General features: G+C 56.1%; 19 protein-coding genes. 16 read left to right on the plus strand and 3 right to left on the minus strand.

The annotated features are described in order from the left end of the window. The 16 genes from thpD to GSF01_RS26380 all read left to right on the plus strand — a co-directional run bounded on the left by thpD (position 1) and on the right by GSF01_RS26380 (position 20642). Complete coding sequence (thpD, locus tag GSF01_RS26305) at positions 1–915, plus strand: ectoine hydroxylase (protein ID WP_407945800.1); 915 nt, start codon at positions 1–3, stop codon at positions 913–915. Next, entirely contained in the window at positions 912–1433 is a 522-nt protein-coding gene (locus tag GSF01_RS26310) for a DUF2179 domain-containing protein (RefSeq protein WP_159888237.1), read from the plus strand. The genes thpD and GSF01_RS26310 overlap by 4 nt, the downstream gene beginning before the upstream one ends. Positions 1434–1602: 169 nt before the next feature. Further along, positions 1603–2928, plus strand: a complete 1326-nt coding sequence (locus GSF01_RS26315) for an extracellular solute-binding protein (RefSeq protein WP_159888238.1) — start codon at positions 1603–1605, stop codon at positions 2926–2928. Positions 2929–3030: 102 nt separating this feature from the next. After that, positions 3031–3873 (plus strand): carbohydrate ABC transporter permease, encoded by an 843-nt coding sequence (locus GSF01_RS26320; protein ID WP_201305490.1) that lies wholly within the window; start codon positions 3031–3033, stop codon positions 3871–3873. Between the two features lie 66 nt (positions 3874–3939). Beyond that, entirely contained in the window at positions 3940–4767 is an 828-nt protein-coding gene (locus tag GSF01_RS26325) for a carbohydrate ABC transporter permease (protein ID WP_407945802.1), read from the plus strand. A 76-nt stretch (positions 4768–4843) separates the two neighbouring features. Then, positions 4844–6619, plus strand: a complete 1776-nt coding sequence (locus tag GSF01_RS26330) for a sensor histidine kinase (protein ID WP_328803709.1) — start codon at positions 4844–4846, stop codon at positions 6617–6619. Next, positions 6597–8177, plus strand: a complete 1581-nt coding sequence (locus tag GSF01_RS26335; RefSeq protein ID WP_159888240.1) for a response regulator transcription factor — start codon at positions 6597–6599, stop codon at positions 8175–8177. Before GSF01_RS26330 ends, GSF01_RS26335 begins: the two co-directional genes overlap by 23 nt. 27 nt (positions 8178–8204) lie before the next feature. Further along, the gene (locus GSF01_RS26340) at positions 8205–10721 is read left to right on the plus strand and encodes a beta-mannosidase (RefSeq protein WP_159888241.1); all 2517 of its coding nucleotides are present in this window, start codon (positions 8205–8207) and stop codon (positions 10719–10721) included. Between the two features lie 179 nt (positions 10722–10900). After that, positions 10901–12277 (plus strand): MFS transporter, encoded by a 1377-nt coding sequence (locus GSF01_RS26345; protein ID WP_159888242.1) that lies wholly within the window; start codon positions 10901–10903, stop codon positions 12275–12277. Between the two features lie 174 nt (positions 12278–12451). Continuing rightward, the gene (locus GSF01_RS26350) at positions 12452–14068 is read left to right on the plus strand and encodes an FAD-dependent oxidoreductase (protein ID WP_159888243.1); all 1617 of its coding nucleotides are present in this window, start codon (positions 12452–12454) and stop codon (positions 14066–14068) included. After that, positions 14065–14403, plus strand: a complete 339-nt coding sequence (locus tag GSF01_RS26355; protein ID WP_159888244.1) for a 4Fe-4S dicluster domain-containing protein — start codon at positions 14065–14067, stop codon at positions 14401–14403. The genes GSF01_RS26350 and GSF01_RS26355 overlap by 4 nt, the downstream gene beginning before the upstream one ends. Positions 14404–14852: 449 nt before the next feature. Further along, positions 14853–15974, plus strand: a complete 1122-nt coding sequence (locus GSF01_RS26360) for a BMP family lipoprotein (protein ID WP_159888245.1) — start codon at positions 14853–14855, stop codon at positions 15972–15974. A gap of 117 nt (positions 15975–16091) precedes the next feature. Then, the gene (locus GSF01_RS26365) at positions 16092–17615 is read left to right on the plus strand and encodes an ABC transporter ATP-binding protein (RefSeq protein WP_159888246.1); all 1524 of its coding nucleotides are present in this window, start codon (positions 16092–16094) and stop codon (positions 17613–17615) included. Next, a complete protein-coding gene (locus GSF01_RS26370; protein WP_159888247.1) occupies positions 17612–18685 on the plus strand; it encodes an ABC transporter permease in 1074 nt (357 codons plus the stop codon). The genes GSF01_RS26365 and GSF01_RS26370 overlap by 4 nt, the downstream gene beginning before the upstream one ends. Before the next feature lie 4 nt (positions 18686–18689). After that, a complete protein-coding gene (locus tag GSF01_RS26375; protein WP_159888248.1) occupies positions 18690–19643 on the plus strand; it encodes an ABC transporter permease in 954 nt (317 codons plus the stop codon). Between the two features lie 222 nt (positions 19644–19865). Further along, a complete protein-coding gene (locus GSF01_RS26380) occupies positions 19866–20642 on the plus strand; it encodes a PPK2 family polyphosphate kinase (protein ID WP_159888249.1) in 777 nt (258 codons plus the stop codon). A 246-nt stretch (positions 20643–20888) separates the two neighbouring features. On the opposite strand, the gene GSF01_RS26385 is transcribed toward GSF01_RS26380, so the two are convergent. The 3 genes from GSF01_RS26385 to GSF01_RS26395 form a co-directional block, all read right to left on the minus strand. Next, entirely contained in the window at positions 20889–21824 is a 936-nt protein-coding gene (locus tag GSF01_RS26385; protein WP_159888250.1) for a helix-turn-helix transcriptional regulator, read from the minus strand. Positions 21825–21904: 80 nt separating this feature from the next. Beyond that, positions 21905–23062, minus strand: a complete 1158-nt coding sequence (locus GSF01_RS26390; protein WP_159888251.1) for a winged helix DNA-binding domain-containing protein — start codon at positions 23060–23062, stop codon at positions 21905–21907. Positions 23063–23104: 42 nt separating this feature from the next. Then, positions 23105–24268 carry an epoxide hydrolase family protein gene (locus GSF01_RS26395; RefSeq protein WP_159888252.1) on the minus strand — a complete coding sequence of 388 codons (1164 nt, stop codon included), beginning with the start codon at positions 24266–24268 and terminating at the stop codon, positions 23105–23107. Positions 24269–24893: the final 625 nt, after the last annotated feature.

Genomic DNA, 24893 nt, shown 5'->3' on the forward strand with positions numbered 1-24893 from the left:
ATGATGATGGCCAAAGCTACAACAGATCTGAAGAGCCGTATCGTCCAGGATGCCTACCCGTCCCGGATGAGCAGCAAGCCGGCGATTCTGGAGCGGAAGGACCCCGTCATCTATGGGGAATGGAGCCCGTCCAGTCTGCTAACCCGTGAGCAGTCGGACTTTTATGAGCGCAACGGCTACTTGTTTATGGAATCTTTTTTCTCGGAGGACGAAGTGGCCCAGCTTAAGCAGGCGCTCGGGCAGATGTGGAACGAGGCGAGGTCTGCCGATGCTCCCGAGGTGATCCGGGAGCCGGATAGCGACGAGGTGCGTTCGATCTTCGCAGTGCACCGGAATGCGGATACGTTCCGGTCTCTGGCCTCCCATCCGAAGCTTAAGCGCATCGTGGATTATTTGTTGGGCGGCCCTACTTATGTGCATCAATCTCGTATTAATTTGAAGCCGGGCTTTACGGGCAAGGAGTTTTACTGGCATTCGGATTTTGAAACATGGCATGTGGAAGATGGCATGCCGAGGATGCGCGCGCTGAGCTGTTCGATCGCGCTTGAGGATAATTTTTCGTTCAATGGGCCATTGATGGTCGTGCCCGGCTCCCATAAGAAGTTCATCAGCTGCGTAGGGGAGACGCCGGACGACCACTATAAGGATTCCCTTCGGCGGCAGCAATACGGCGTTCCCGACCAAGGCACCTTAACCGACCTGGTCCGCGAGCATGGCATCGACACGCCGGTAGGGAAGGCGGGCTCGATCGTGTTTTTCGATTGCAATATTATGCACGGGTCGAACAGCAATATCTCTCCGATGCCGCGCAGCAACGTCTTTATGGTATTCAACAGCGAGGAGAACAGGCTGGAAGCCCCGTATTCCGGACAGAAGCCCCGGCCGGAGTATATCGCAGCCCGGCAACAGCCATGATCTCGCTGCCTTTGATCGGATCGATCATCGCGATCAACATCGCCTATGTCTCGACCTTCACGCTTAGGCTGATCCTGACGATCAAAGGCAGAACGTGGGTAGCCGCATTCCTGTCCATGCTGGAAGTCTTTATTTATCTGATGGGACTCAATCTCGTTCTGCAAAACATGAGCAATCCGTTCAATATGGCCGCGTACTGCCTGGGGTTCGGAATGGGGGTTTACTTCGGCAGCCGGATCGAGGAGAAGCTGGCGCTGGGCTACCTGGTCGTGCAGGTGATCGTCGACTCCCCCCAATCCTCCTTGCCTCTTAAGCTGCGCGAGCTCGGCTACGGCGTGACCTCCTGGTCGGCCGACGGGCGCGACGGGCAGCGGCTGGTGATGCAGGTGCTGGTGCGGCGCAAAAATGCCGGCAGGCTGATGGATACCATCGCCGAGCTGGCGCCCAAGGCGTTTGTCATCTCGCATGAGCCCAAGAACTTCAAGGGCGGCTTCTGGACGAAGCTGACCGGCAAGTAAATCGAACATCATCAAGCCCGGCCGGAAAGCGCTGTTCCCTCTATAGGGGAGCAGCGCTTTTTTCATATCCGATCTTTTCCTACCCTCCTCCTTATCGAATTCGCCTTACTGAAACCGTAAGGAAGCCGTACAATAAAGACAAGATAAGACCAAAGGGGAGGCAAATAGAATGAAGCATTATTTGAAAATAGGGTTCAGCCTGATGACGGCGGTATCGGTACTGGCCGCGTGCGGAAATACCGATCAGCCCGCCGAGCAGGGAGCGGCGGCTGGAGGAGGCGGGGAGAAGGTCGACCTGACGATCTGGCATAACTGGACCGGGCAGGATGCCAAGTCGGTGGCTATGCGGCAAATTCTCGATGACTTCACTGCCAAACATCCTAACATCAAGCTGGAGGTTGAAGGTCTGCCGACAGACGGCCTGAAGACACGGCTAAGAACGGTTGCGGCCGCCAATGATATGCCGGATCTGTTCGTCATGTGGCCGGATGCCATGACCAAGGAGTTTGTGGGCGGCGATCTGCTTCAGCCGGTGGACGAATTCCTGAACAGCAAGCCGGAGTGGAAAAACAACTTTATCGACAACGCCTTCGACGGCTATACGGTGGACGGGAAGATCTACTCGGTTCCGATGAACCTGGCGCCTTCTTCCTTCATCTACTATAACCAGTCGGTCTTCGACAAGCACGGGGTCAAGGTACCGAAGACATGGGCCGAGCTGCAGCAGGCGGTAGATACCTTCAATAAAAACAACGTGATCCCGATTGCGCTCGGCAATAAAGCGAACTGGGCCGCGCAGTCCACGATTTTCAGCACCATCGGCGACCGGGTGACCGGCACGGAATGGTTCCTCAAGGCAGTCAAGCAGGAGGGGGCCAAGTTCACCGATCCCGAATTCGTAAGTGCGCTGAAAGTTTTGCAGGAGCTGGGCTCATCCAAGGCGTTCCAGGAAGGCTTCAACAGCATCGATCAGAATCAGATGCGCCAGCTGTATTTCCAAGGCAAAGCGGCTATGTTCATCGACGGCGGCTGGGCGATGGCCGACGTCGTGAAGAATGCGCCTAAGGAAGTGCTCGATGTGACGCACGTCACGATCCTGCCGCCGGTTGAGGGGGGCAAGGGGGAAGCGCAATCCACAGCGGGCGTAGTCGGAACAGGTCTTGGCGTCAGCAAGAAGCTCTCGGGAGCGAAGAAAGATGCCGCTATGCAACTGTTCTATGCACTTGCCGGTCCGGACGGTCAGAAGGCGACGCTGGACAGCAGCACGCTTGTCAGCTACAAGATCGAGGTGGACAAGTCGAAGGCCCATCCGCTGTTTGTGGAGCTGAATGAGCTGATGAAGTCGGTCAAAATCTCGCCCGTCTACGACTCCAAGCTGAGCTCGGCCGCGGTCGAAGTAACGAACAACGCTCTCCAAGAGCTGCTGATGGGCGGCAATCCGGAGGCGATCGCCAAGAAAATTCAGGATGCCCAAGCCGGCGCGCTCGGCAAGTAAGGCATCGCACCAGGCAGACAGCCCTCCGTATGGAGGGCTGACTACATTCGGGAGAAGGAAGTGAGCTTCGTGAACGTCCCCTATTTGCGCAGGTTTATCGTGATGTGCCTGGCGCCTGCGATTCTCGTATACGCGCTGTTCGTGTTCGTTCCGGTCATCTGGTCGGCGTACTACGGATTTTTCGACTGGAAAGGCATCGGCGAGGCCCGATTCATCGGCTTGAAAAACTACGTGGAAATTGCGCAGGATCCGATCTTCTGGAGAACGCTGAAAAATAATCTGATCTTCGTGCTGGCCTCCGTATTCGGCCAACTGCCGATTGCCCTGGTGCTCGGCATTCTGCTGTCCAAAAATAACGGCCTGCAGCGCTTTATCCGCTCCGCCGTCTTTATGCCGATGGTGCTTTCCTCCGTCGTCATCGGGATGGTGTGGCAGTACATGTACCATCCGCAGATCGGCATTCTCAACTTCCTTCTGGATAAGCTGGGGTTATCCGCATGGAAGCTGCAGTGGCTGTCCGATCCGGCGATCGCGATCTTCTCGCTGACGCCTCCTCTGATCTGGAGCTTCGTCGGGCTGTACCTGATCCTGTTTATCTCGGCGCTGCAGAACATCCCCGGTGAGATTCATGACGCGGCCAAGATCGATGGCGTGGACGGATTCCGCAAGCTTGTGTCCATCACGCTTCCGATGATTTGGGGGACGCTGCAGGTCGCGATCGTGCTGTGCATTTCCGGCAGCCTGAAGTCCTTCGATCTCGTCTACGTCATGACCAAGGGAGGGCCGGCGCACGCGACCGAACTGCTCGCCACCTACATGTACAACTCGACATTCTCTTCGTACCGGTACGGCTTCGGAAGCGCGATCTCGACGTCGATCGTCCTGATCAGCCTGCTGTTCATCGGCATCAGCCAATGGCTGACCAACCGCAAATCGAATGCATAAGGAAAGGAGGCGGCAACTGTGAATCCATCGGTTCTTCCCAAGAGAGCTGCGGCGCCCGGATATGGCATCGCGATCAAAAAATGGCGGCAGGGCCTGTTATGGGTGTTGTTGACGGCGTATGCGCTGCTCAGCTTATATCCGCTGTTTTGGCTCTTTATCAGCGCGTTCAAGACGAATGCCGAGTTCTACAGCCGTCCGTTCGGACTTCCCTCCTCATGGGGCTTTGATAATTTCGTACTCGCCTGGAAATCATCCAAGATGGGAGTGGCGTTCACGAACTCCGTGCTCGTATCGATGGTAAGCTTGGCTCTTACCTTGTTTATCACCTCGCTGGCGGCTTACGCGCTGGCCAGACTGAGGTTTCGCTTCAAGGGCTGGATTCTTACCTTTTTTGTCGTGGGTATGCTGATTCCGATCCATAGCACGCTTGTCCCGCTGTTCATCATGATGAAGCAGCTCTCGTTGCTGAACAGCTACTGGGCGTTGATCCTGCCCTATACGGCCTTCGCGCTGCCTACGGCTATTTTCGTGCTGACGGCCTATTTGGCCACGATCCCCAAGGAAATTGAGGAAGCGGCTTTCATCGACGGAACGGGTCTATGGGGCGTCTTCTGGCGCATTATGCTGCCGATTTCCTTGCCCGCGCTGTCGACGGTTACGATATTGAGCTTTTTGCATTTTTGGAATGATTTCTCCTTCGCCCTCGTGTTCATCAGCAAGTCGAGCCTCAAGACGCTGCCTCTGAGCATCGCTAACTTTGCCGATGGCTACCAGACGGACTTCGGCTTGACGCTGGCGGCGATGACCTTGGCTGTGCTGCCGACGATCGTCGTGTATATGCTGTTTCAGGAGCATGTGATGAAAGGCATGACAGCCGGGGCCGTAAAGGGGTAAACTAGGGCTAGCTTACAATCAGGCTAGCGCATAATCCGCGCGCTTGAGAGGATCGGACAGCTGGGGGGAGCAAAGGATGGGCATATTGAAATGGATAAACGATTCGCTGCGGCGCAAGCTATCTTTGTTTATGCTGATCACTACGCTGCTGCCGCTAATTTCCCTCGGCTGCTTCGCCTACATCATCTCTTCGCGCAGTACGGAAGAAAAGACGAAGCAATCCGGCATCAATACGCTGGCTCAGATGGGAGCCAAGCTTCGCTTCATCGTCAAGGATGTCGAGAATATGTCCATCTATCTGATCGGCCAGCAGGACATACAGGAAGGGATGAAGGGACAGGCCGAGGACGCCCAGGCCAGAGCCCGCATCCTGGGCACGATGACCAATCTGGTCTATTCCAAATCTTATATTTCGAGCATCACCATCTACCCGGTGGATGGAAAGGAGCCGATCTCGACATCGGCCAGCTATTCGTCCGAGCTGAAGCTGGACTTTACCCAGGTGCGGGAGAAGCAATGGACCGGACGGTACGGGATCGAAAACTATGCAGGCTCTCGGCAGGTGATATCCTTCATCCGTCCGCTGCGCAGCGTGAACAACTATGATCTGACGTTCGGCTGGCTCGTCATCAGTCTGGATGAAGAGGCCGTCTCGCGCAACTGGACGGAGCCGCGGCTGAACGAAGGTCAGGGACAGGTCATCCTCCTGAACGAAAAGGCCGAGATTCTGTCCGCTACCGACAAAAGGCTGCTTGCGGAGCAGGAACCCTTCCCCGCGGCTGAACTTATCAGAAGCATGGGATCGGGCTCGGGGGCGTTGACGTATGGAGAGCGGCAGGACAGGAAGACGCTGCTTCACTACCGGGATGAGGCGACAGGCTGGACGCTGGTGGGCGTCATTCCGTTCGACCTGTATTGGGCGGAGAACCGCTTTATCCTGGTGCTGACGGGAGCGGCTGTGATCGTATCGGTCCTGCTCACGGTGGGGCTGACCCTGTTCGTCGTTCAGCGCGTCACCAATCCCCTGCGGGCGTTGACCCGCCTGCTCTCGAAGATCAATCCCGACGAGCCGCTTCCGACCTATCCGATCGGCGCGGCGGATGAAATAGGACGTCTGGCGGCGAGCTATAACCGGCTGGGCACGCATATCGAATCGTTGAAAAAACGGCTTATTCTTCAGGAGTCGCGGAAGAAGGAAGCCGATATGCGGGCTTTGCAGGCGCAGATCAACCCGCATTTTTTATATAATACGCTCTCTTCGATTCACTGGATTGCCTTGATGGAGGACCAGCAGAGGATCGCCGAGATGGTCGGGGCGCTCAGCGACTTCCTCCGGTTCAGTCTCAATCGGGGCAAGGAATATTGTTCCGTCGACCAGGAGCTGGCGCATATCCGCAACTATGCGGTCGTCCAGTCGATCCGCTTCCCGGATGAATTTGAAGTGGACTATACGGTGGACGAGGAGCTGGGGAGCGTATACATGCTCAAGCTTTTGCTCCAGCCTCTGGTGGAGAATGCGATGATTCACGGGATCCAGAAGAAGGGCAGGAAGGGGCAAATCTCGATCCATGTCGAGCGCCAGGGCGCCGACATGAGCTTCATCGTGCTGGACGATGGGGCGGGCATGTCCGAGGAACGCTTGGAGCAGGTCCGAAGCAGCATGCATCCGTCCTCGCCGGGCGAGCCCGCTTCGGATGCCAGCTATGGGCTGCGCAATGTGCATGAGCGGCTGCTGCTGCATTACGGACCGGATGCCGGGCTGCAGATCGAGAGCCGTGAAGGGGTCGGCACGCGTATTTCTTTCAAAATTCCGAGATTGGAGGGGCCGCATGAAAATCATGATCGTGGATGACGAAGTGATTATCCGGACGGGGCTGGCCAAGGTCATCAAGTGGAATGAAATCGGGATCGAGCTGCTGGAGCCTGCGGCCTCTGCCGAGGAAGCGCTGATGCGGATGAAGCAGGAGCGGCCGCATATTCTGCTGACGGATATCCGGATGAAGGGAAAAACGGGCCTTGAGCTGGCTGAGGAAGCGAAGCGGATGCTGCCGGAGCTGGAGGTCATCGTGCTGTCCGGCTATGATGACTTTGCCTATATGCAGCAAGCCATCCGTCAGGAGGTTGGCGACTATCTGCTCAAGTCCAGCCGTCCGGACGAGATCATGAAGACGGTGCTGAAGGCGCGTCAGCGGATCGAGGAGAAGTGGAGGCATTCGAACCAGGACCATTATAAGAACAAGGAAGTGCGCAACCGATTGTTCGAGCGCTGGGTGATCGAGGGCGAGACGGACGGAACGGATCCGCTGCTGCTGGCCCAGTACCTGCCTCGCCTTAACAGGGAAAGCTCAGGGAACCGGCGGCTGCAGACGCTGATTGTGTCGGCCGAGGGCTGGGGGGACTCGCCTTCGGCGGAAGCTCTGCTGCTCTTTGCGGTGAATAACATGCTGGGCGAACTGCTCCCCTGCGACACGCTTATTCAAAAGAACCGGATCGTGGCCGCCGTCGAGCTGGAGTCCGGTATTCGGGGAGACGCGGCGGAGCATCAAGCGATTTTGGCGAAAATCGAACGTCAGCTAAAGTGCAGTCTGTTCATCGCATGCGGCGATACGGTATCCTCTTCTGCGGAGCTGCACCATTCGTTCACCACGGCGGACTACGTTTACGGCTACAAGGGGCTGCTCGGCAAGAGCATGCTGGAGTACGCCCGGATCGTCAAGCGCCAGGGCGGCAAGACGGTCTGCACCCAGGAAGAGGAGCAGCAACTGTCCTCGATATTGCTGGAGGATGATCCGGTCTTGCTCAAAGCATGGGTGAAGCGCTATGTGCAGGAGCAGCTTGAAGATCCGGATATGACGCTTGAATCGCTGGAGTCATTGATCCGGTCGGCGGCGCTCTCGGCTCACCGCTGGCTGGAGCGGGTGCTTACGGCAACGGGCCGTGCCGAAGGGACCGCGGCGTCGCCGAAGGAAAGCTTGCTGCTGAAGCGGGGATACTCCCCAGTGGATGTGCTCTATCAGCATCTGAACGGCATCATGAAGCTGTACCATGAGCAGCTCGGACAAGGCCAGGCCACCCATGCGCAGAAGGCTATGGCTTATATCGAGGAGCATATGGGCAAGGATGTGGGGCTTCAGCAGGTCGCTCGCTTCGTCCATCTGCACCCCAATCATCTCAGCGAAGTATTCAAGAAGGAAGTCGGCATGACGTTCGGCGACTATGTGACCCGGCAGAAGATGCGGCGGGCGATGGAGATTCTGTCCGTTTCTCCGGCCAAGGTCAGTGAAGTCGCGGCTCGCGTCGGATTCGAAGACGTCAAGTATTTCAGTCAGGTCTTTAAGAAATTTACGGGAAAAACGCCGAGCGAATACCGCGAGGAAGCGGCGCAGGCTGTGGCGAGCCGGCCGCTTTAGAGAGAAGCATGGAGGGAGAACAACGGGATGGAACTGACAGGCTTGTGGAAAATCCAGCACTATGACGTCGGGCAGATGAAGCCGCTGGAGGTAGCGGCGGCCGGACTGGATGACCGGTTCTGGGTAACGGCCCGCGTGCCGGGGGACGTGCACTCGGCTCTCATCGAGCGCAGCTTGATCGACCATCCGTACTACGGCCATAACGACGCCAAGAGCCGCTGGATCGAGCAGAAGGAATGGTGGTACCGCACCAGCTTCGAATACCGGATCGGGGACGGCGAGGAGAAGCATGAGCTGTTCTTCGAAGGATTGGATACATTCGCTACGGTGTATGTAAACGGGCATGAGATCGGCCGGACGGACAATATGCTGATGGGGCATGCCTTTGATGTTACGCGGGTGCTGCAGGAAGGGAAAAATACGATTGCGGTGAAGTTCGACCCGCTATATCTGCATAACCGGGACAAGGAGCTTTTCCAGTGGTCCTCCTACACCAAGGAGCGACCTTGGCTGCGAAAGGCAGCGATGAACTTCGGCTGGGACTGGGGACCTCGCATGGTCACGGTCGGCATCTGGGGAGGCGTTCGTATCCGGCGCAGCCGCCGTGCGAGGCTGGAGAGCATCTTCGCCCGTACGGCATCGGCCGAGGCAGCCGAAGCAAGAGTACTTGTAGATGTGGAGCTGGCCGTGTATTGCCGCGATCAGCCGAGGACTTGCGAGCTGCGCTTGGTCTCTCGGGAAGGAGAGGTTGTATCGTCATGCGACGGCGAGATCCAGGGGAAGCAGGGGCAGTTCGAGCTCGGGGTCGAGGCGCCGCGTCTGTGGTGGACCCATGACCTGGGCGAGCCCTACTTGTACGAGCTGGAGGTCGTGCTGCTGGCCGGCGGAGAAGAGGTAGACCGTTACCGGGAGCCGCTGGGTCTGCGGACCGTCGAACTGCAGCTGCAGGACGAGCAGGGCCGCCATGCCTTCGCCTTCCTGCTGAACGGCGTGAAGCTGTTCGCCAAAGGGGCCAACTGGATTCCGGCGGACCACTTCATCGGGGCGATTCCGGACAGCCGGTACCGGGAGCTGATCGAGCTCTCGGTGGAAGGAAGCATGAATATGCTGCGGGTTTGGGCGGGCGGTATTTACGAGAAGGATATTTTCTATGAGGAATGCGACCGGCAGGGCGTGTTGGTGTGGCAGGATTTCGCTTTTGCCAATGCGCTGTTCCCGGACTTCAACAAGGACTTCATGGATAACGTGCGCCGCGAAGCGGTCTACAACGTGAAGCGGCTGCGCAATTATGCCTCGCTGGCGCTCTGGTGCGGCAATAATGAGATCGACTGGCTCTATGATATGAAGTCTGCCGGCGGCGATATCACCTGCCCGTTCTATGGCGAGGCTATCTATCATGAGCTGCTGCCCGAGGTGCTGGAGGAGCTGGATGACAGCCGGGCTTACTGGCCGTCTTCACCTTTCGGAGGCAGCGACGCAAACGATCCCGAAGTGGGCGACCGCCACAACTGGCAAGTATGGCACGGGTCGGTCTATCCGCGGAAGTTCGGCGAGCCGCCTCTGCTGGACTACAGCATCGAGGGCGTTACGTTCCGCAACTACAAGAAGGACTTTACGCTGTTCAGCAGCGAATTCGGCATGCACGCGTCGGCCAACCGGTATACGCTGGAGAAGAATATGCCGCCCGGCGAGTTTTATTGGGGCAGCGTGGAGATGGCCTACCGGAACAAGGACACCAATCATCAGAAGGGGATTCTGCTGATGGAGGGCTTCACGGGCATTCCGAACGATATCGAGGAGTACATGAACTTCTCGATGCTGACCCAGGCGGAAGGACTGAAGTACGGGATCGAGCATTACCGCCGCAACAAGGAGCGGACGAGCGGGACGCTTGTCTGGCAGCTCAACGACAGCTGGCCGGGCACCAGCTGGTCCTTGATCGACTACGAGCTGCTGCCGAAGGCCTCGTTCTATTATGCCAAGTCGTTCTACCACCCGCTGCTGCTCTCCATCGACCATGAGCCGGGGGAGGATCTGCGGGTCTGGGTCGTCAATGACCGGCTGGAAGCTTATAGCGGCGAGGTGACGCTGACCGTCTATGATCTCCAGGGCCATCGCGTCGGTTCGCATGTCTTTCCCGCCGAAGTGGCGGCCAATACGTCCGTACGGCTGGGAAGCCTGACAGAGGAGAGAGTTCTTCAGGGACGCAGAGCCGAGGAAATATACATCCGGCTGGAGGCTGCCGACTGGGGAGCGCCGGCGAACGGCTATTATTTACGCGATCCGAAGGATATGCAGCTGCCCGAGGCAGAGCTCATGATCGAGGCGGACGAGCAGGAGCAGGTCATCCGCATCACGGCGCAAGGCGCGCTGGCGCGGATGATCAAGCTGGATTTGCCGCTCGGCGGCGTTCGCTTCAGCGATAATTTCTTCGATCTGCTGCCAGGCGAGCAAAGGACCGTACGCCTGGTGAACCCTCGAGGCGTACCGGTATCGCTGCAGGCGCTGCGGGTTTCGGCTTTGAATGCGGAATGCCCCTTATAAAGGGCATTCCTATTTCCGTATATTCCCGTCAATTGACAAATTACGGGGAGCCATGCTAGGTTAATACCCATAAACTTGTCGAGTGCAACCAATCGGCGGCTTCAGCTCAGCGCACCTGTTGCGAGGCTGATACGCCCGATAGTTGCAAATGCAAGCAATGGGGAGGGCTGATGCGGAACATGGCAGTAACGAAGGCAGAACGGTCTGCGCAAGGACACTTCGGGCTCATAGTGGCTATCGCGCTGGGCACGATGCTGAATCCGCTGAACACGTCGATGATTGCGGTAGCGTTCTCCAGGCTGCAGGAGGAATTCGCGGTAGACTACAGCGCGATCTCCTGGCTGATCGCTACCTATTATGTCGCGAGCGCGGTCGCCCAGCCGGTGATGGGCAAGCTTGGCGATCTGTTTGGGCGCAAGCGGTTATTTCTAGCGGGGCTCGGGCTGGTTACGGTATCCTCGATGCTTGCTCCGTTCTCCGCCAGTATCGGCTGGCTGATGGTCTTTCGCGTCATCCAGGCGATCGGGACCTCCGCGCTGTATCCGTCGGGCATGGGGATCATCCGGCAGGTGGTGACCTCCAAGCTGGCGAGGACGCTGGGGGTCATGTCGATCTTCGCCTCCACGTCGGCCGCGTTTGGCCCTTCCGTCGGGGGCATTCTGCTGCATTACAGCGACTGGCCGGCGATATTCCTGATTAATTTCCCGGTGATTCTCGTTTCCTTCATTCTGGCTGTGCGCTGGATGCCGAAGGACGGAGCGGCGCAGAAGCCCGCGCCCGGGGCGCTCGACGGCTGGGGCATTCTCTTTTTTATTGTGTTGATCGTGACGTGGCTCTTCTTCTTCCTGTCCTTCCAGACGGGAGTCAGCTTTGGGCTGCTGGCCGCAGCGCTTGCGCTGACCGCCGGGTTTTATGTGTTTGAGGCCAGGCGTCGTCATCCTTTCGTCGATGTGCGATTTCTGGCGGCCAACCGGCAGGTAACGCTCGTCTATCTGCAATTTATTCTGGTCAATATTGTGTTTTATTCGGTCATGTTCGGCATCCCGTCCTATTTGCAGCAGGTGAGGGCCTTCGACTCGCAGCAGGTAGGTCTGCTGATGCTGGCCATCTCGGGCTTCGGCGTATTCGTTACGCCGCTTGTCGGCCGCTGGATCGATCGGAAGGGCTCCAAGACGCCGCTCATCACCGGCTCTCTGATCGTACTGACTGGGGCGCTGCTGCTGCTTACGCTGCATGATGACAGCTCCCCGGCCTGGATTTTCCTCGTGCTTGCTGTGCTGGGCATCAGCGGCGGATTTCATAATCTGGGCCTGCAGACGGCACTGTTTGCGTCCGTGGCCACGTCAGAGACGGGCATCGCTTCGGGGCTGTTTATGACGAGCCGATTTATGGGGACCATTCTGTCCTCCAGTCTGCTCGGGGCTGCGTTTGGACATGGGATTACGACCGGCAAGCTGCATGGACTCGCAGCTGCCTGCGCGGTGATCGGCGTCCTGATCCTATGGCTTTCGCTTCGGCTGCCTGCGCGGGCGGGGACCGTCAAGCCGTCAAATTGACGGCTTGACGGTCCGGTCATTCGGTGATATATTCTAATAACCAAGTATTTAACTAAGAATAATATGTTAAGGGTCGACCTTATGAGAGGAGACTTCCAGCTCGTGGCATCACTGCCAAGCCGGAGGTCTTTTTGCTCGTTGCAGGGAAACTTTATTCAACCGGGGGGCATGAGAATGAGTGAGCATGCTATTCATTTGCAAACGGACGTACTGATTATCGGAGGGGGACCGGCGGGCGCTTGGGCGGCTTTGACCGCTGCGGAGCAAGGAGCGGCTGTCGTGCTGGTCGACAAGGGCTATTGCGGGACGAGCGGTGCGACGGCGCCTTCGGGGACGGGCGTCTGGTATGTGGAGCCCGACGCGAAATCCCGCGAGGAGGCGATGGCCAGCCGGGAAGGGCTTGGCGGCTACTTGGCGGACCGGGGCTGGATGAAGCGCGTGCTGGACCGTACGTACGATAACATCAATAGCATCGCCGCCTGGGGCTACCCGTTCCCGGTGGACGAGGCCGGCTCGCCTCATCGCCGAAGTCTCCAGGGGCCCGAGTACATGAAGCTGATGCGCCGCAAGGTGCAGAAGGCGGGCGTCCGCATTCTCGACCACAGTCCGGCGCTGGAGCTGCTAGCCGACGAGCATGGCGTAGCTGGCGCGGCCGGGGTGAATAATCAGACGCAGCAGCCTTGGAAGGTGGAGGCGGCCGCCGTGGTGATCGCTACCGGAGGCTGCGCCTTCCTGAGCAAGGCGCTGGGCACGAATGTGCTGACGGGAGACGGTTACCTGCTGGCCGCAGAGGCGGGCGCGGATTTCTCGGGCATGGAATTTTCCACGGCGTATTCGCTCGCTCCGGCCTTCTCGCCCGTAACCAAGTCGGCGTTCTATACTTGGGCTACCTTCTACTACGAGGATGGACGGGTGATCGAGGGAGCGGGCTCGCAGCGGGGCCGTTCGGTCATCGCCCGCACGCTGCAGAAGGAGCCGGTCTATGCGCTCCTCGACAAGGCGGATGAGGTAGTCAAGGCGGCCATGCGCCAAGCGCAGCCGAACTTCTTCCTGTCCTTCGACCGTCTCGGCATCGACCCGTTTACCCAGAAGTTCCCGGTCACGCTGCGCTTCGAAGGTACCGTGCGCGGCACCGGAGGCATTCGCATCGTCGATGAGACCTGCGCGACGAAGGTGCCCGGCCTGTATGCCGCCGGCGATGCAGCTACGCGGGAGCTGATCTGCGGAGGCTTCACCGGAGGCGGCAGCCACAACGCGGCCTGGGCGATGTCCTCCGGCTACTGGGCGGGCGAAGGCGCGGCCGTCTATGCGCTTGGCCAAGGCCCTCGCGCAGCGCAGCGCAAGGCCAAGGGCTTGTCCGAGGCTAGCGGAGTGCCGACGCAGGCTGCGGCTTCGGCCGGAGCGACTGATGTCCGCGATATCGTGAGCAGCGTACAGAGCGAGGTATTTCCTTACGACCGCAACTGGTTCCGGAGCGGCAAGGGGATGAAGGAATCGCTGGACCGGCTGGAGCAGGTATGGCAGGAAGTCAAGCAAGGTCTGAGCTCAGGAGAGGGCCATACCGTCCGCATCCGCGAGGCGGCCGCGATGACGGCGACGGCGAGATGGATGTATGCCAGCGGACTGGAGCGTAAGGAAACACGGGGCATGCATCGTCGGGAGGACTTCCCGGCTCAGGATGCGGCCCAGCACTACCGTATCGTAAGCGGGGGGCTGGATCGTCCATGGGCGCGGCCGCTGGAGCCGCAGGCAACCGGCGAAACGAAGATCAAGGAGGCGGTAAGCCTATGATCGAGCTGCTCAGCAAGGAAAGATGCATCAGTTGCAACCAATGCGTATCCGTCTGCCCGACCAACGTATTCGAGCGCAGGGAGGACGGTATTCCCGTCATCGCCCGGCAATCCGATTGCCAAAGCTGCTTCATGTGCGAGCTGTATTGCCCGACCGATGCCCTCTACGTGGCTCCGCTTGCGGATGAGAACACGGCTGTGAACGAAGAAGCTCTTGACGCCCAAGGCTTGCTGGGCAGCTACCGGGAGCAAGTGGGCTGGGGCAAGGGGAGGAAGTCGACGGCTTCGGCGGACGGCTCCTATATCATCTTTCAGCGGATGAGAGCTTCCCATTAGGCTGCCGGCATCGGACGGATCGATGTCTGACGGAATATGCGAATACAAGTCCAAGCGTCAACGGCGCCAGAACAAGTGAAGAACAGACCTCCACTTTGCGTAATAGCAAAGCCAGGAGGTCTTTTTTTAATTTTATTCGAGTAAGCGGGTCTCGATTGGTTAATAGTAACAAAAGGGAAAAGGTTGGATAGGAAGAAGCGATCTCCAGAAATACACAGATGTAATCGGTTTACAAATTCCCGGGTTCCACTTATATTTAGTTCATCACCTTAATTAAGGCTGACTCTTTGTTCCCGGTGGCAAGGATGTGTCCGTCTGTTTAGAACCTTGTTCAAAATAATCGGGCAGGGGGTTGTACTGGCGTCACGTTTTGGAGTAAATTTATAAGGACTGTGCCAAGCGCTCAGAGGCAACACATTTATCACTATTATACAAAAGGGGTAGATCACATGAAAAAAGGGTTAATCTCATTGGCCATTGTAAGCGCGATGATGTCGGCCGTCGTCGGCTGCGGCAACAACGGTTCCGGCGGCGAAGGTAAGCAGGAGCCCGCAGGAGGGACAAGCACCCCGGCAGCGGGGGCGAAGTTCCAGGTAGGCATGGTAACCGATGCCGGTACGATCGATGACAAGTCGTTCAACCAGGGCACTTGGGAAGGACTGGAGAAAGCAGGCAAGGACTTCGGGCTGAAAACCAGACATTTGAAGCCTGCGGGAACGACGGAAGCGGAGTATCTGAAGGAAATCGGAAATCTGTACGATGCCGGATTCAAATTTATTGGCGCACCCGGCTTTAAGTTTGAAACGGCGATTTTCAAAGCGCAGGACAAGTATAAGGATGCCAAGTTCGTCATTATCGACGGCGCTCCTCATGCGGGCGACAACAAGCCGGTCGTGAAGGAAAACACGGTAGCGATCTTCTTTGCGGAACACGAGTCCGGCTTTCTGGCCGGCGCGGCTGCCGCGCTTCAGCTGAAGGAAGGCGAAGCGGGCTTTATCGGCGGTATGGAGATTCCGGCGGTACAGAAGTTCAACTGGGGCTTCCAGCAGGGCGTCAACTACGCTAACGAGAAGCTGGGCACAAAGCTGACCATCAAGCCGGAGAACGTAATCTATCAAGGCAGCTTCGATAATATTGCGGCAGGCTCTCAGTTGGCTGCCCAGATGTTTGACAAGGGCGTCAAGGTTGTCTTTGCGGCAGCGGGCGGCGTCGGCGTCGGTGCTATTAATGAAGCGAAAACCCGGGCCAATGCGGGTAAAACGGCATGGATCGTAGGGGTAGACGTCGATCAGTTTGCCGACGGCGTATACAAAGACGGCAAGTCGATTATCCTCACATCCGCTATGAAGAAGATCGATCATGCAGCCTATGACATGGTCAAGGCAGAGAAGGAAGGCAAATTCCCTGGAGGCCAAACCTTGACCTTCGATGCGAAGAACGACGGCATCGGCATTCCTGAGAAGAACCCTAACCTGAGCGACGAGACAGTTGCCAAGGTGAAGGAGCTGACGGCCAAGCTGAAGAGCGGCGAGATCAAAGTCTCAGCTGAAAAAGGCTCTCTGATCAAGTAACCGGAGTTTGGCCAAGCATCCATTGAAACGAATCAACCGAAGAGACGGGACCTGCCGTCTCTTTTTTTAAACTGAACCGGTAAACCCGGGGCGCGGTTTGGGAAGGAGTAGACATTGATGGACTATGTAGTCGAAATGCTCGGGATTAGGAAAGAATTCACCGGTATTGTAGCCAATGACGATATTACCCTGCAGCTAAAAAAAGGGGAAATTCATGCGCTTCTCGGCGAGAACGGGGCGGGCAAGTCGACGCTGATGAGCATCTTGTTCGGCATGTACCAGCCGGACCGCGGGGTCATCAAGGTCAACGGGCAGGAGACCAAAATCGCTAATCCGAACGTAGCCGGCAAGCTGGGCATCGGTATGGTGCATCAGCATTTCAAGCTGGTCAGCAACTTTACCGTGACGGAGAACATCATGCTCGGCAACGAGCTGCGCAGATGGTTCACGCTGGATCTCAAGAACGCAGCCAAGCGCATTGAGGAGCTGTCCAGACGGTATGGGCTTAATGTGGACCCCTATGCCAAGATTGAAGACATCTCCGTAGGTATGCAGCAGCGGGTGGAAATTTTGAAGATGCTGTATCGCGACGCGGAGGTGCTTATCCTGGACGAGCCTACGGCTGTTCTGACCCCGCAGGAGATTCATGAGCTGATGAACATCCTGCGAAGCCTGATTGCCGAAGGCAAATCCATCATTATCATCACCCATAAGCTGAAGGAGATAAAAGCGGCGGCCCATCGCTGCACCGTTATCCGCCGCGGCAAAACGATCGGAACGGTCGATGTCGCGACAACAAGCGAGCAGACGATGGCCGAGATGATGGTCGGCCGTCAAATCTCCTTTAAAGTAGATAAGTCCCCAAGCCGTCCGGGCGACGTGGTGCTGAAGCTGGACCGCGTGACGGTGAATAAAGCCAAGAACGTTCCAGGTCTGAAGTCCGTTTCCCTGGAGGTGCGGGCAGGTGAGATTGTCGGCATAGCGGGGGTCGACGGCAACGGGCAATCCGAGCTTGTGGAGGCAATCACCGGACTGCGCAGGATTGAGTCGGGAATGATCGAATTCCAAGGGGCGAGCATCGCGGACCTGTCGATCCGAAGCCGCATTGAAAGCGGTATCGGCCACATTCCGGAGGATAGACAGAAGCGGGGGCTGGTGCTCGACTACTCGCTGGAGGAGAATATGGTGCTGGAGATTTACAACCGGCCTCCCTTCTCGAAGAACGGAATTTTGAATAAGCCGAAGATTCGCGCCTACACCGAGGGAATCTTATCAAGCTACGATGTGCGGTCAGGCGAAGGTGCTGTGTCGGTGACCCGATCCCTGTCGGGCGGGAACCAGCAGAAGGCGATTATCGGGCGTGAAATCGAACTGAATCCGACGCTGCTTATAGCCGTTCAGCCGACCCGGGGACTGGATGTAGGGTCGATCGAATACATCCATAAGCGGCTGATCGAACACCGCGACAAAGGCAATGCGGTCCTGCTCGTCTCGCTGGAGCTCGACGAAATCTTGAATGTGACCGACCGGGTAGCTGTCTTGAACAACGGGGAGCTTGTAGACACGGTGCTAACGGCGGAGACGACAGAAAATGAAATGGGCCTCATGATGGCCGGCGTTAAACGGGGGGAAACGGGATGAGGAATATCGCCATTTCGCTGATGGCCGTCGTATTCGGCCTGCTGGCAGGCGCCGTACTGATGATGGTGACGGGACACAACCCGCTGCTCGGCTATACCTATCTGTTCGAGGGAGGCTTGAAAAATCTCGAGCGCTTCGGCAATACGCTGGCTACGGGCACGCCGCTGATCTTTACGGGACTGTCCGTAGCGTTCGCCTTCCGGACCGGCTTGTTTAATATCGGAGCGGCAGGGCAGATGCTGTTCGGCGGCTTCTGCGCGACGGCGGTCGGGCTGAATCTCGATGTAGCCAGACCATTGCTGCTTCTGCTGATGGTACTTGCGGGTATCGTGGGCGGGATGCTATGGGCTTTGATCCCCGGAGTGCTGAAGGCGAAGTATAACGTGCATGAGGTCGTATCGACGATTATGATGAACTGGATCGCGTACTGGACGATCTATTACGCGGTTCCCGCCTATCTGAAGGCGGAGTTTCTGGAGACAGAGTCCAGGCCGCTGCCGGAGGCAGCCACGCTCCGCGTGCCGGTGTTGACCGAGATGTTCGGTGGCTCCTACATCAATCTGGGCTTGTTTCTGGCCGTCATTACGGCGATCGTCATAGCTTTTATTATCAACAAGACGACGCTTGGCTACGAGCTGAAAGCAGTGGGCTACAATAAGCACGCGGCAGAGTATGCGGGGATTGCGGTGAACCGCGGCGTGGTGCTGTCGATGGTCATCTCGGGCGGTCTCGCGGGCCTTGCGGGCGTGGCGCATTATACGGGCAACGCCACGAATATACAGATCGGTCAGCTGCCGACGCAAGGCTTCGACGGGATTGCCGTCGCTCTGCTCGGGGCAAACGCTCCGGCCGGCGTCCTGCTGGCTGCGCTGTTCTTCGGGCTGCTGTACTCGGGCAGAGGCTTTATGAATGCCATGACGGAAATTCCGCCCGAGATTGCGGATTCGATTATTGCGATTATCATTTATTTTGCGGCGACGAGCGTGCTGATGGATAGATTAATCCGCTGGTTCATCGCCAGAAGAAGGAAATCAGAGCCTGCGGGCACAGCCAAGGGGAAGGGGGAGTAGCGGTATGTGGACAACGATTCAGCAGATTTTCCCGTATGCGATCATGTTTACGATCCCCCTCCTCATTACCGCACTCGGCGGTTTGTTCAGTGAACGAAGCGGGATTGTCAATATCGGGTTGGAGGGGCTTATGGTCGTCGGATCCTTCGTGACCGCGTTCGTCATCGTCAAGCTCCATGGCTTGTACCCGGATAGTCCGCTAAACGTATGGCTCGGCTTGGCCGCCGGCGCGCTGGCGGGTCTGCTATTTTCCCTGCTCCACGCGTTTGCGAGCATCAACTTGAGCGCGAACCAGGTGATCAGCGGCACGGCCATCAACATGATCGCGGGCGCATTGACCGTCTTCCTGGCCCGGAATATGACGGGAAGCGGCAATATCCGGATTCAGAACGGGCTTTCGCCTTTCGATGTAAAGTGGCTCTCGAAGATCCCGGTGATCGGCGACCTCTTCTTTACGAAGACCTACTTGACGACCTGGATCATTCTGGCGGTGGTCGTTCTGAGCGCCTTTATCCTGAAGAAAACGGCCTTCGGCCTTCGCCTGCGCTCCTGCGGGGAGTATCCGCAAGCCGCGGAGGCAGCCGGCGTGAATGTGAGAAAGATGCGCTACATCGGAGTGATGATCTCGGGAGCTTTCGCTGCGCTTGGCGGCGGCATATTGATCGTAACGATCGCCGGAGAGTTTACCGGGAATGTAGCGGGACTGGGCTTCCTGGCATTGGCGGCCTTGATCTTCGGTCAATGGCGGCCGCTCGGTGTGCTGGCGGCAACGCTGTTCTTCGGCTTCGCGAGCACAATAGCGAACGTTTCCCAGGTGATTCCGACGCTCGCTGTCATTCCGCCGATCATCTTAAAGGTATTTCCCTATGTGGTGACCCTTATCGCGCTTGTGGTATTCTCCAAGTCGTCTCAGGCGCCTAAGGCAGCGGGAGAAGTGTTCGATTCGGGCAAACGTTAACGAATAGCAGATGACAGGAACCGGGCTGACGCCCAATCCTGTACGGATCAAGCAGGGCGCAGGCCCTGCTTTTTCTGATTGCTGCTTGTCGGTCGGATAAGCACGCATCCTTATGCGCCGAGTCTGCCTAAGCTGAAGGGGAGAGGTTTAAAGCCGGCTTCGGCCGGGTAATGTCCAAGAGCAGATTCTGCTAATTGAGTTGAGCCCGGGAGGTCGGCAGGGATGATCAAAACGTACATATGGAAGCCTGGCAAGGAAAAACGGCTGAGCGATTATAGCCCCGCCGACACCTGCTTGATCAAGAACAAAGAGGATGTGAGCGAGCAGTCTGCGAAGCTGCGGGAAGAGCTGGACGAGCTTCAGCAGCAATTATTCGCCCAGAAGACCTACTCGCTGCTTCTGGTGTTTCAGGGTATGGATTGCAGCGGGAAAGACGGAACCATCCGACATGTACTGGGCGGACTCAACCCCCACGGATTCCAAGCCGTTTCCTTCAAGAAGCCGAATCCCGAGGAAGCCGCTCATGATTTCCTGTGGCGAGCCCATCGGGAGACGCCGGCCCGGGGCTTTATTACGGCCTTTAACCGATCGTATTATGAAGAGGTTCTCATTACGCGCGTACACGGACAGATCGATAAGAAGGAAGCCAAGCGGAGGTTCGAATCGATACGTCATTTCGAGGAATTGCTTGCAGGGCACGATACCGTCGTTCTGAAATTTTTCCTGCATATCTCCAAGGAATTTCAGCTGGGCAAGATCCGCGAGCGGCTCGCCGATCCGGCCAAGGCCTGGAAGTTCGACCCCTCTGATCTGGCGGAGCGCGACTATTGGGAAGCCTATCGCCAGGCTCATGAGGATGTGTTCGAGCATTGCAGCGCCAGACATGCCCCCTGGTTCATCATACCGTCCGATCACCGCTGGTTCCGTGATTATCTCGTGCTGAGCATAATCACAGACGCCATGAGGAAGCTTCCCCTTTCTTATCCGAAGCTGTCGTAGGCGTGTCAAGAGCGGACTAAATTTGCATGATATGAAAAAGGTCAGCAGAAAATAAAATATTTGACTAACCCTAGAAAAAGAAACAGCGACAGCCCAGGACGAGAAAATAAGTCCTAGACTGCCGCTGGCCATTAAGCTAACGTCCCCGTTAGCGGAATCAGCAACACGCTTTTTGGCATCAAAATTTTCGGTATTAATTGAATCCTTTTGGAGTTTTATGAAGTTTCCTTTCGATTCTATAACGGACTAACAAGGCAAGTTTTGAAGCTCGTACAGCTCGGCCATCCTTCGGATCTCCCGCTGCATCTCCGCTATTAATGCCGGGGGCTCCAGCACCTTCACAAGACTACCGTAGCTCATCATTTTCCGAACCGCCCGGTCCATGGATGAGAAGTGAGTGGTCAACGACAAGGTTTCGTCAGGGTTCACTATAACTTGGTCGAAGCCGAACTCGTCACGGATCCGAGTTTTAGCCTCCGGCTGGAACCTCAGAACCGCCTGCACTTTTGCAAAATCGGCTTTGCTCATAAATTGCCGTTCAACGTCCTGCAGTGTATAATCCCGGCGAACAAAATGCTCCGGCAAAATCCTTAGCAGATCGATGCGTGACAAACGAAACACACGAATGTCCATTCGGGTCAGGCAGTAGCCGTACACATACCAGACATAGCCTTTGAGAAAGAGACCCATCGGTTCGATCTTGCGCTCGGTTTCCGCTCCCTTGTTGTCCAAATATATGAACCGGACGATTTCTAAATCTCTGATTGCCTGATGCAAGAGCCCGATATGCTCTTTATCGTTAGGCGTCGGCTTGAAATCAAGATCGACATAAACTTGATCTGTAGCTTTCGTATGAGCAGGCATTAATGCGCCAATTCTTTCAATTAACCGGTCTATTTCGGAATGATCCGTTGCGGAGCGCACCCCGCGCAGCGCGGAGTAGATCGACGAGAAATCTTCCAGAGAAAGCACTTGCTTATCCAATCGATAGCCCGGCATGATCTCATACCCACCGTCCGATCCGGCAAAAGACGCAATGGGAATTCCGGCTTGATTGATCGCTTCCATATCGCGGTAGATCGTGCGCATCGAAACCTCGAAGCGTTTGGCTAGTTCGGTTGCACTTACGCGCGGCTGATTCAATAGTGTCATCGTTATCGCGAGTAAACGATCCAACTTCATGGGACGACCTCCAATCCGGGAATCCTGCAAATGTGTGTGTTCTGCCTTACTCATATTCTACACCATAAACTGGAACCCTTCTAATCCCCTTCCGGCCAATGAAAACAAATATCATGGGAAGGGGCATCGGATGCGGCAAATTGGAGAAGCCCCTTTCCTTCATATGATAAGGCATCCCGATCTTGTTCAGAGAGTTTGCGAAAGGGTTCTATACACAAAACAGTACGATATCGTTCACGAGTCAACTTCCAGGTTCCGGTGACGAAACCGTCGAGGAGAATGGTTGGCCTGACGATCCCGTTTGCAGTGAATACACGTTTGCGATACATTTCATCGATAATACGGCTGCGATCGGCATAAGACAACAACATGTTGTCGAACTCGCCGAGGAACCGCGGGACTGACGGTGTTTCGGCATCTGGGCGGGGGGCATCCGGTAAATCGAATAATTCCGCTCCCAGTTCATCACGGAACGTGACAAGCTCCGGACGAAGGGAATCGATACTTTCATTTAAACGCGACACTCCCGACCATACTTGAATATCCTTCATCGTTGCCGGCCCGAACGCCTCCAAGTATCTCTTTATAATCCACTCTGTTTCAGCATTAGCAGAGAGAGGTCTGCCTAGCCATGCTTCGACTGATGTATGCACCGCCTGGCCGCTTTCGCCCCATATCCCCCTCGGCGGTACTTGCACAAGCGGCACCCGATTCCGAATCACGGACGCAGCAGTCTCCGGGTTAAGCTGCGGCCACTGTTCGCAAAGGCGTCTCCCTAATTCGCTTAACGTCATCGGCTCCTTATCGACCCATGCTCTCCCGGCGGTGGAGAGCGCATCTGTGTCTATCCCCTTAAGTTGCTTACCGAAAGCGCCGTTCAGACTGCGGTCCATTACACTCTGCACCCACGGGCGCAGCTGTAAAGCATCATGGGTGGAGACCAAGTGCAGGGTCGAGCGCATTAGTGCCATGCGCACAACTTGTCTGTCCCGCAATAGTTGGCTAAGTTCCTCATGTCGAAAGGCTTCCATGCGGGACCATAGACCGAAGTAAGGGGCATTCGGAGCTTGCGCCTGCATGCCGACCAGTTTCTCGATGACCTTCAAGACCGGGAGCTGTACACGGCTCAGCAGCATTTGCCTGGCAAGCAACGCACGATTCAATGCACGCTTGCCTAGTACTTTGACAGGCTCACTTGTCTGCTCTTCTTTGATTCTTACTTTTTCCACTCTTTTCATGTGCAACAGCTCCCATCTCGTTTATCGTCATCTTGGTTTATCTCAGCGGATTCGGCTGAAGAATGACTGGATGTCGGGAATCAGAAGATCCGGCGCATCCATAGCGGCAAAGTGGGTGCCACGCTCAAATTCCGACCATTGCACAATATTTGTATTGTCGCGTTCGGCAAACCGTTTCATCGATTTGAAGTCATGTCCGAACACTGCCACTCCTGTCGGAGTCGTATTCGGTCCTTGCGGCTCCTGTTGTTGATGAGCGTTCTCGTAATATAACCGGGCGGACGATTCTGCCGTATTGGTCAGCCAGTACAGAGTGACGTTAGTCAGGAATGCATCCCTGTCAATAAAGTCCACATGATCGCCGAATCCGTTAAATAACTCGGCTATCCAAGAGAGCTGACCTGCCGGCGAATCCGCAAGCCCGTAGGAGAGCGTCTGCGGCCGGGTTGATTGGATGGAATTGAAGCCCGCCCGTTCATGGAAATTAGCCAGAAATTGGAGCCGCTTCTGATCTTCTTCCGATAACTCCCCCATCTCGGCAGGATCTCCAGAAGGGAAAGAAAATAGCTGGAGCACATGTATGCCGCGAAGGCCTTCCGGCTTTTGTATACCAAGCTCTCTCGATACAAGAGCGCCGCAGTCGCTGCCGTGTGCTCCGTACTCTGTATATCCCAAACGTTTCATTAACGTATCCCACGCCTTTGCAATGCGGGCAATATTCCATCCCGAGCCGAGCACCGGGCCAGAGAAGCCGAATCCGGGAACGGAAGGAATGACGAGATGGAAAGCATTCGCCGGATCGCCGCCGTGGTTGCGCGGATCGCTAAGCGGGCCGATCAATTCCAGAAATTCGACAATCGAACTGGGCCAAGCGTGGGTAAGCAGTAATGGAAATGCACCTGGCTCCGGCGAGCGAACATGTATGAAATGTATCTGAGCTCCATCGATCGTAGTTATAAACTGAGGATACTCATTCAATTGTGCCTCGTATTTCCGCCAATCGTACTCATTCTGCCAGTATGAAGCGAACTCTTTTATGTAGTCGAGCGAAACGCCGTATTTCCAGCCGCCCTCGTTCATCGCTTCAGGCCACCGCGTCCGGGACAGGCGATACCGAAGATCATCAAGATCATCCTGCGGCACGGCGATATGAAATGGTTGGATCGCTGCACTTACATCGTAAGAACTTGGGTTAATAGTGGTCATTTGATTTTCCTCCTCGAATGGGTTGTCGTTTGTCTTGCTTACATTACTGATATTAAACCACCCACCTTGACAACATTATGTCAGGGTGCAACATAAGGCAAAAAAATTTAATAATAAATAAGCCGCCGGCTGTCCACCGTACGACTTTGCTGATTTATAGAACGGATTCCAGATGTTCGGCGAGACGAGCATAGGTTTCAGTGATTCCTTTTTCTATTCCCATTTCCATGACGGTTTTGAGTGCTTAGCTGAAGCGATGAGCTTATCTGTTGTCGTTCGTTGAGCTATGCTGCCCGTTTAATAAAAAAAACGTTCCTGCGCCTTCGGGGGGCTACGTCCTCCTCATTATATTCCATTTCCAATTACCTACTAAAGAACGTACGCGGGTAGCATGTAGTGCTTAAACAAGAGACTTATCTTAACCTAAGCACTAAGAAAATACTTTATTTTCTCAGTCTGCAACTATATTTTCCTAGTCTATCACTATATTTTTCAGTCTATATAGATTGAACTCATAAAATTGAGAGCCGCACAAATCGGGTAAAAGATATCAAAGGACCGAAAAGGCGGAGATCAGAATGACACATGAACAAGAAATTGAAAAGCTGGCAGTAGCCATGAAAGA

This window comes from Paenibacillus puerhi, assembly GCF_009846885.1.
Lineage (GTDB): Bacteria > Bacillota > Bacilli > Paenibacillales > NBRC-103111 > Paenibacillus_G > Paenibacillus_G puerhi.

Excerpts from the sequence above, each read along its gene's own strand:
- GSF01_RS26320 (WP_201305490.1), top strand. The coding sequence starts at position 3,031 with ATGTGCCTGGCGCCTGCGATTCTCGTATACGCGCTGTTCGTGTTCGTT.
- GSF01_RS26385 (WP_159888250.1), bottom strand. The coding sequence starts at position 21,824 with ATGAAGTTGGATCGTTTACTCGCGATAACGATGACACTATTGAATCAG.
- GSF01_RS26335 (WP_159888240.1), top strand. The coding sequence starts at position 6,597 with ATGAAAATCATGATCGTGGATGACGAAGTGATTATCCGGACGGGGCTG.
- GSF01_RS26390 (WP_159888251.1), bottom strand. The coding sequence starts at position 23,062 with ATGAAAAGAGTGGAAAAAGTAAGAATCAAAGAAGAGCAGACAAGTGAG.
- GSF01_RS26355 (WP_159888244.1), top strand. The coding sequence starts at position 14,065 with ATGATCGAGCTGCTCAGCAAGGAAAGATGCATCAGTTGCAACCAATGC.
- GSF01_RS26365 (WP_159888246.1), top strand. The coding sequence starts at position 16,092 with ATGGACTATGTAGTCGAAATGCTCGGGATTAGGAAAGAATTCACCGGT.
- GSF01_RS26345 (WP_159888242.1), top strand. The coding sequence starts at position 10,901 with ATGGCAGTAACGAAGGCAGAACGGTCTGCGCAAGGACACTTCGGGCTC.
- GSF01_RS26315 (WP_159888238.1), top strand. The coding sequence starts at position 1,603 with ATGAAGCATTATTTGAAAATAGGGTTCAGCCTGATGACGGCGGTATCG.
- GSF01_RS26330 (WP_328803709.1), top strand. The coding sequence starts at position 4,844 with ATGGGCATATTGAAATGGATAAACGATTCGCTGCGGCGCAAGCTATCT.
- GSF01_RS26395 (WP_159888252.1), bottom strand. The coding sequence starts at position 24,268 with ATGACCACTATTAACCCAAGTTCTTACGATGTAAGTGCAGCGATCCAA.
- GSF01_RS26380 (WP_159888249.1), top strand. The coding sequence starts at position 19,866 with ATGATCAAAACGTACATATGGAAGCCTGGCAAGGAAAAACGGCTGAGC.
- GSF01_RS26340 (WP_159888241.1), top strand. The coding sequence starts at position 8,205 with ATGGAACTGACAGGCTTGTGGAAAATCCAGCACTATGACGTCGGGCAG.
- GSF01_RS26350 (WP_159888243.1), top strand. The coding sequence starts at position 12,452 with ATGAGTGAGCATGCTATTCATTTGCAAACGGACGTACTGATTATCGGA.
- GSF01_RS26360 (WP_159888245.1), top strand. The coding sequence starts at position 14,853 with ATGAAAAAAGGGTTAATCTCATTGGCCATTGTAAGCGCGATGATGTCG.
- GSF01_RS26370 (WP_159888247.1), top strand. The coding sequence starts at position 17,612 with ATGAGGAATATCGCCATTTCGCTGATGGCCGTCGTATTCGGCCTGCTG.
- GSF01_RS26375 (WP_159888248.1), top strand. The coding sequence starts at position 18,690 with ATGTGGACAACGATTCAGCAGATTTTCCCGTATGCGATCATGTTTACG.
- thpD (WP_407945800.1), top strand. The coding sequence starts at position 1 with ATGATGATGGCCAAAGCTACAACAGATCTGAAGAGCCGTATCGTCCAG.
- GSF01_RS26310 (WP_159888237.1), top strand. The coding sequence starts at position 912 with ATGATCTCGCTGCCTTTGATCGGATCGATCATCGCGATCAACATCGCC.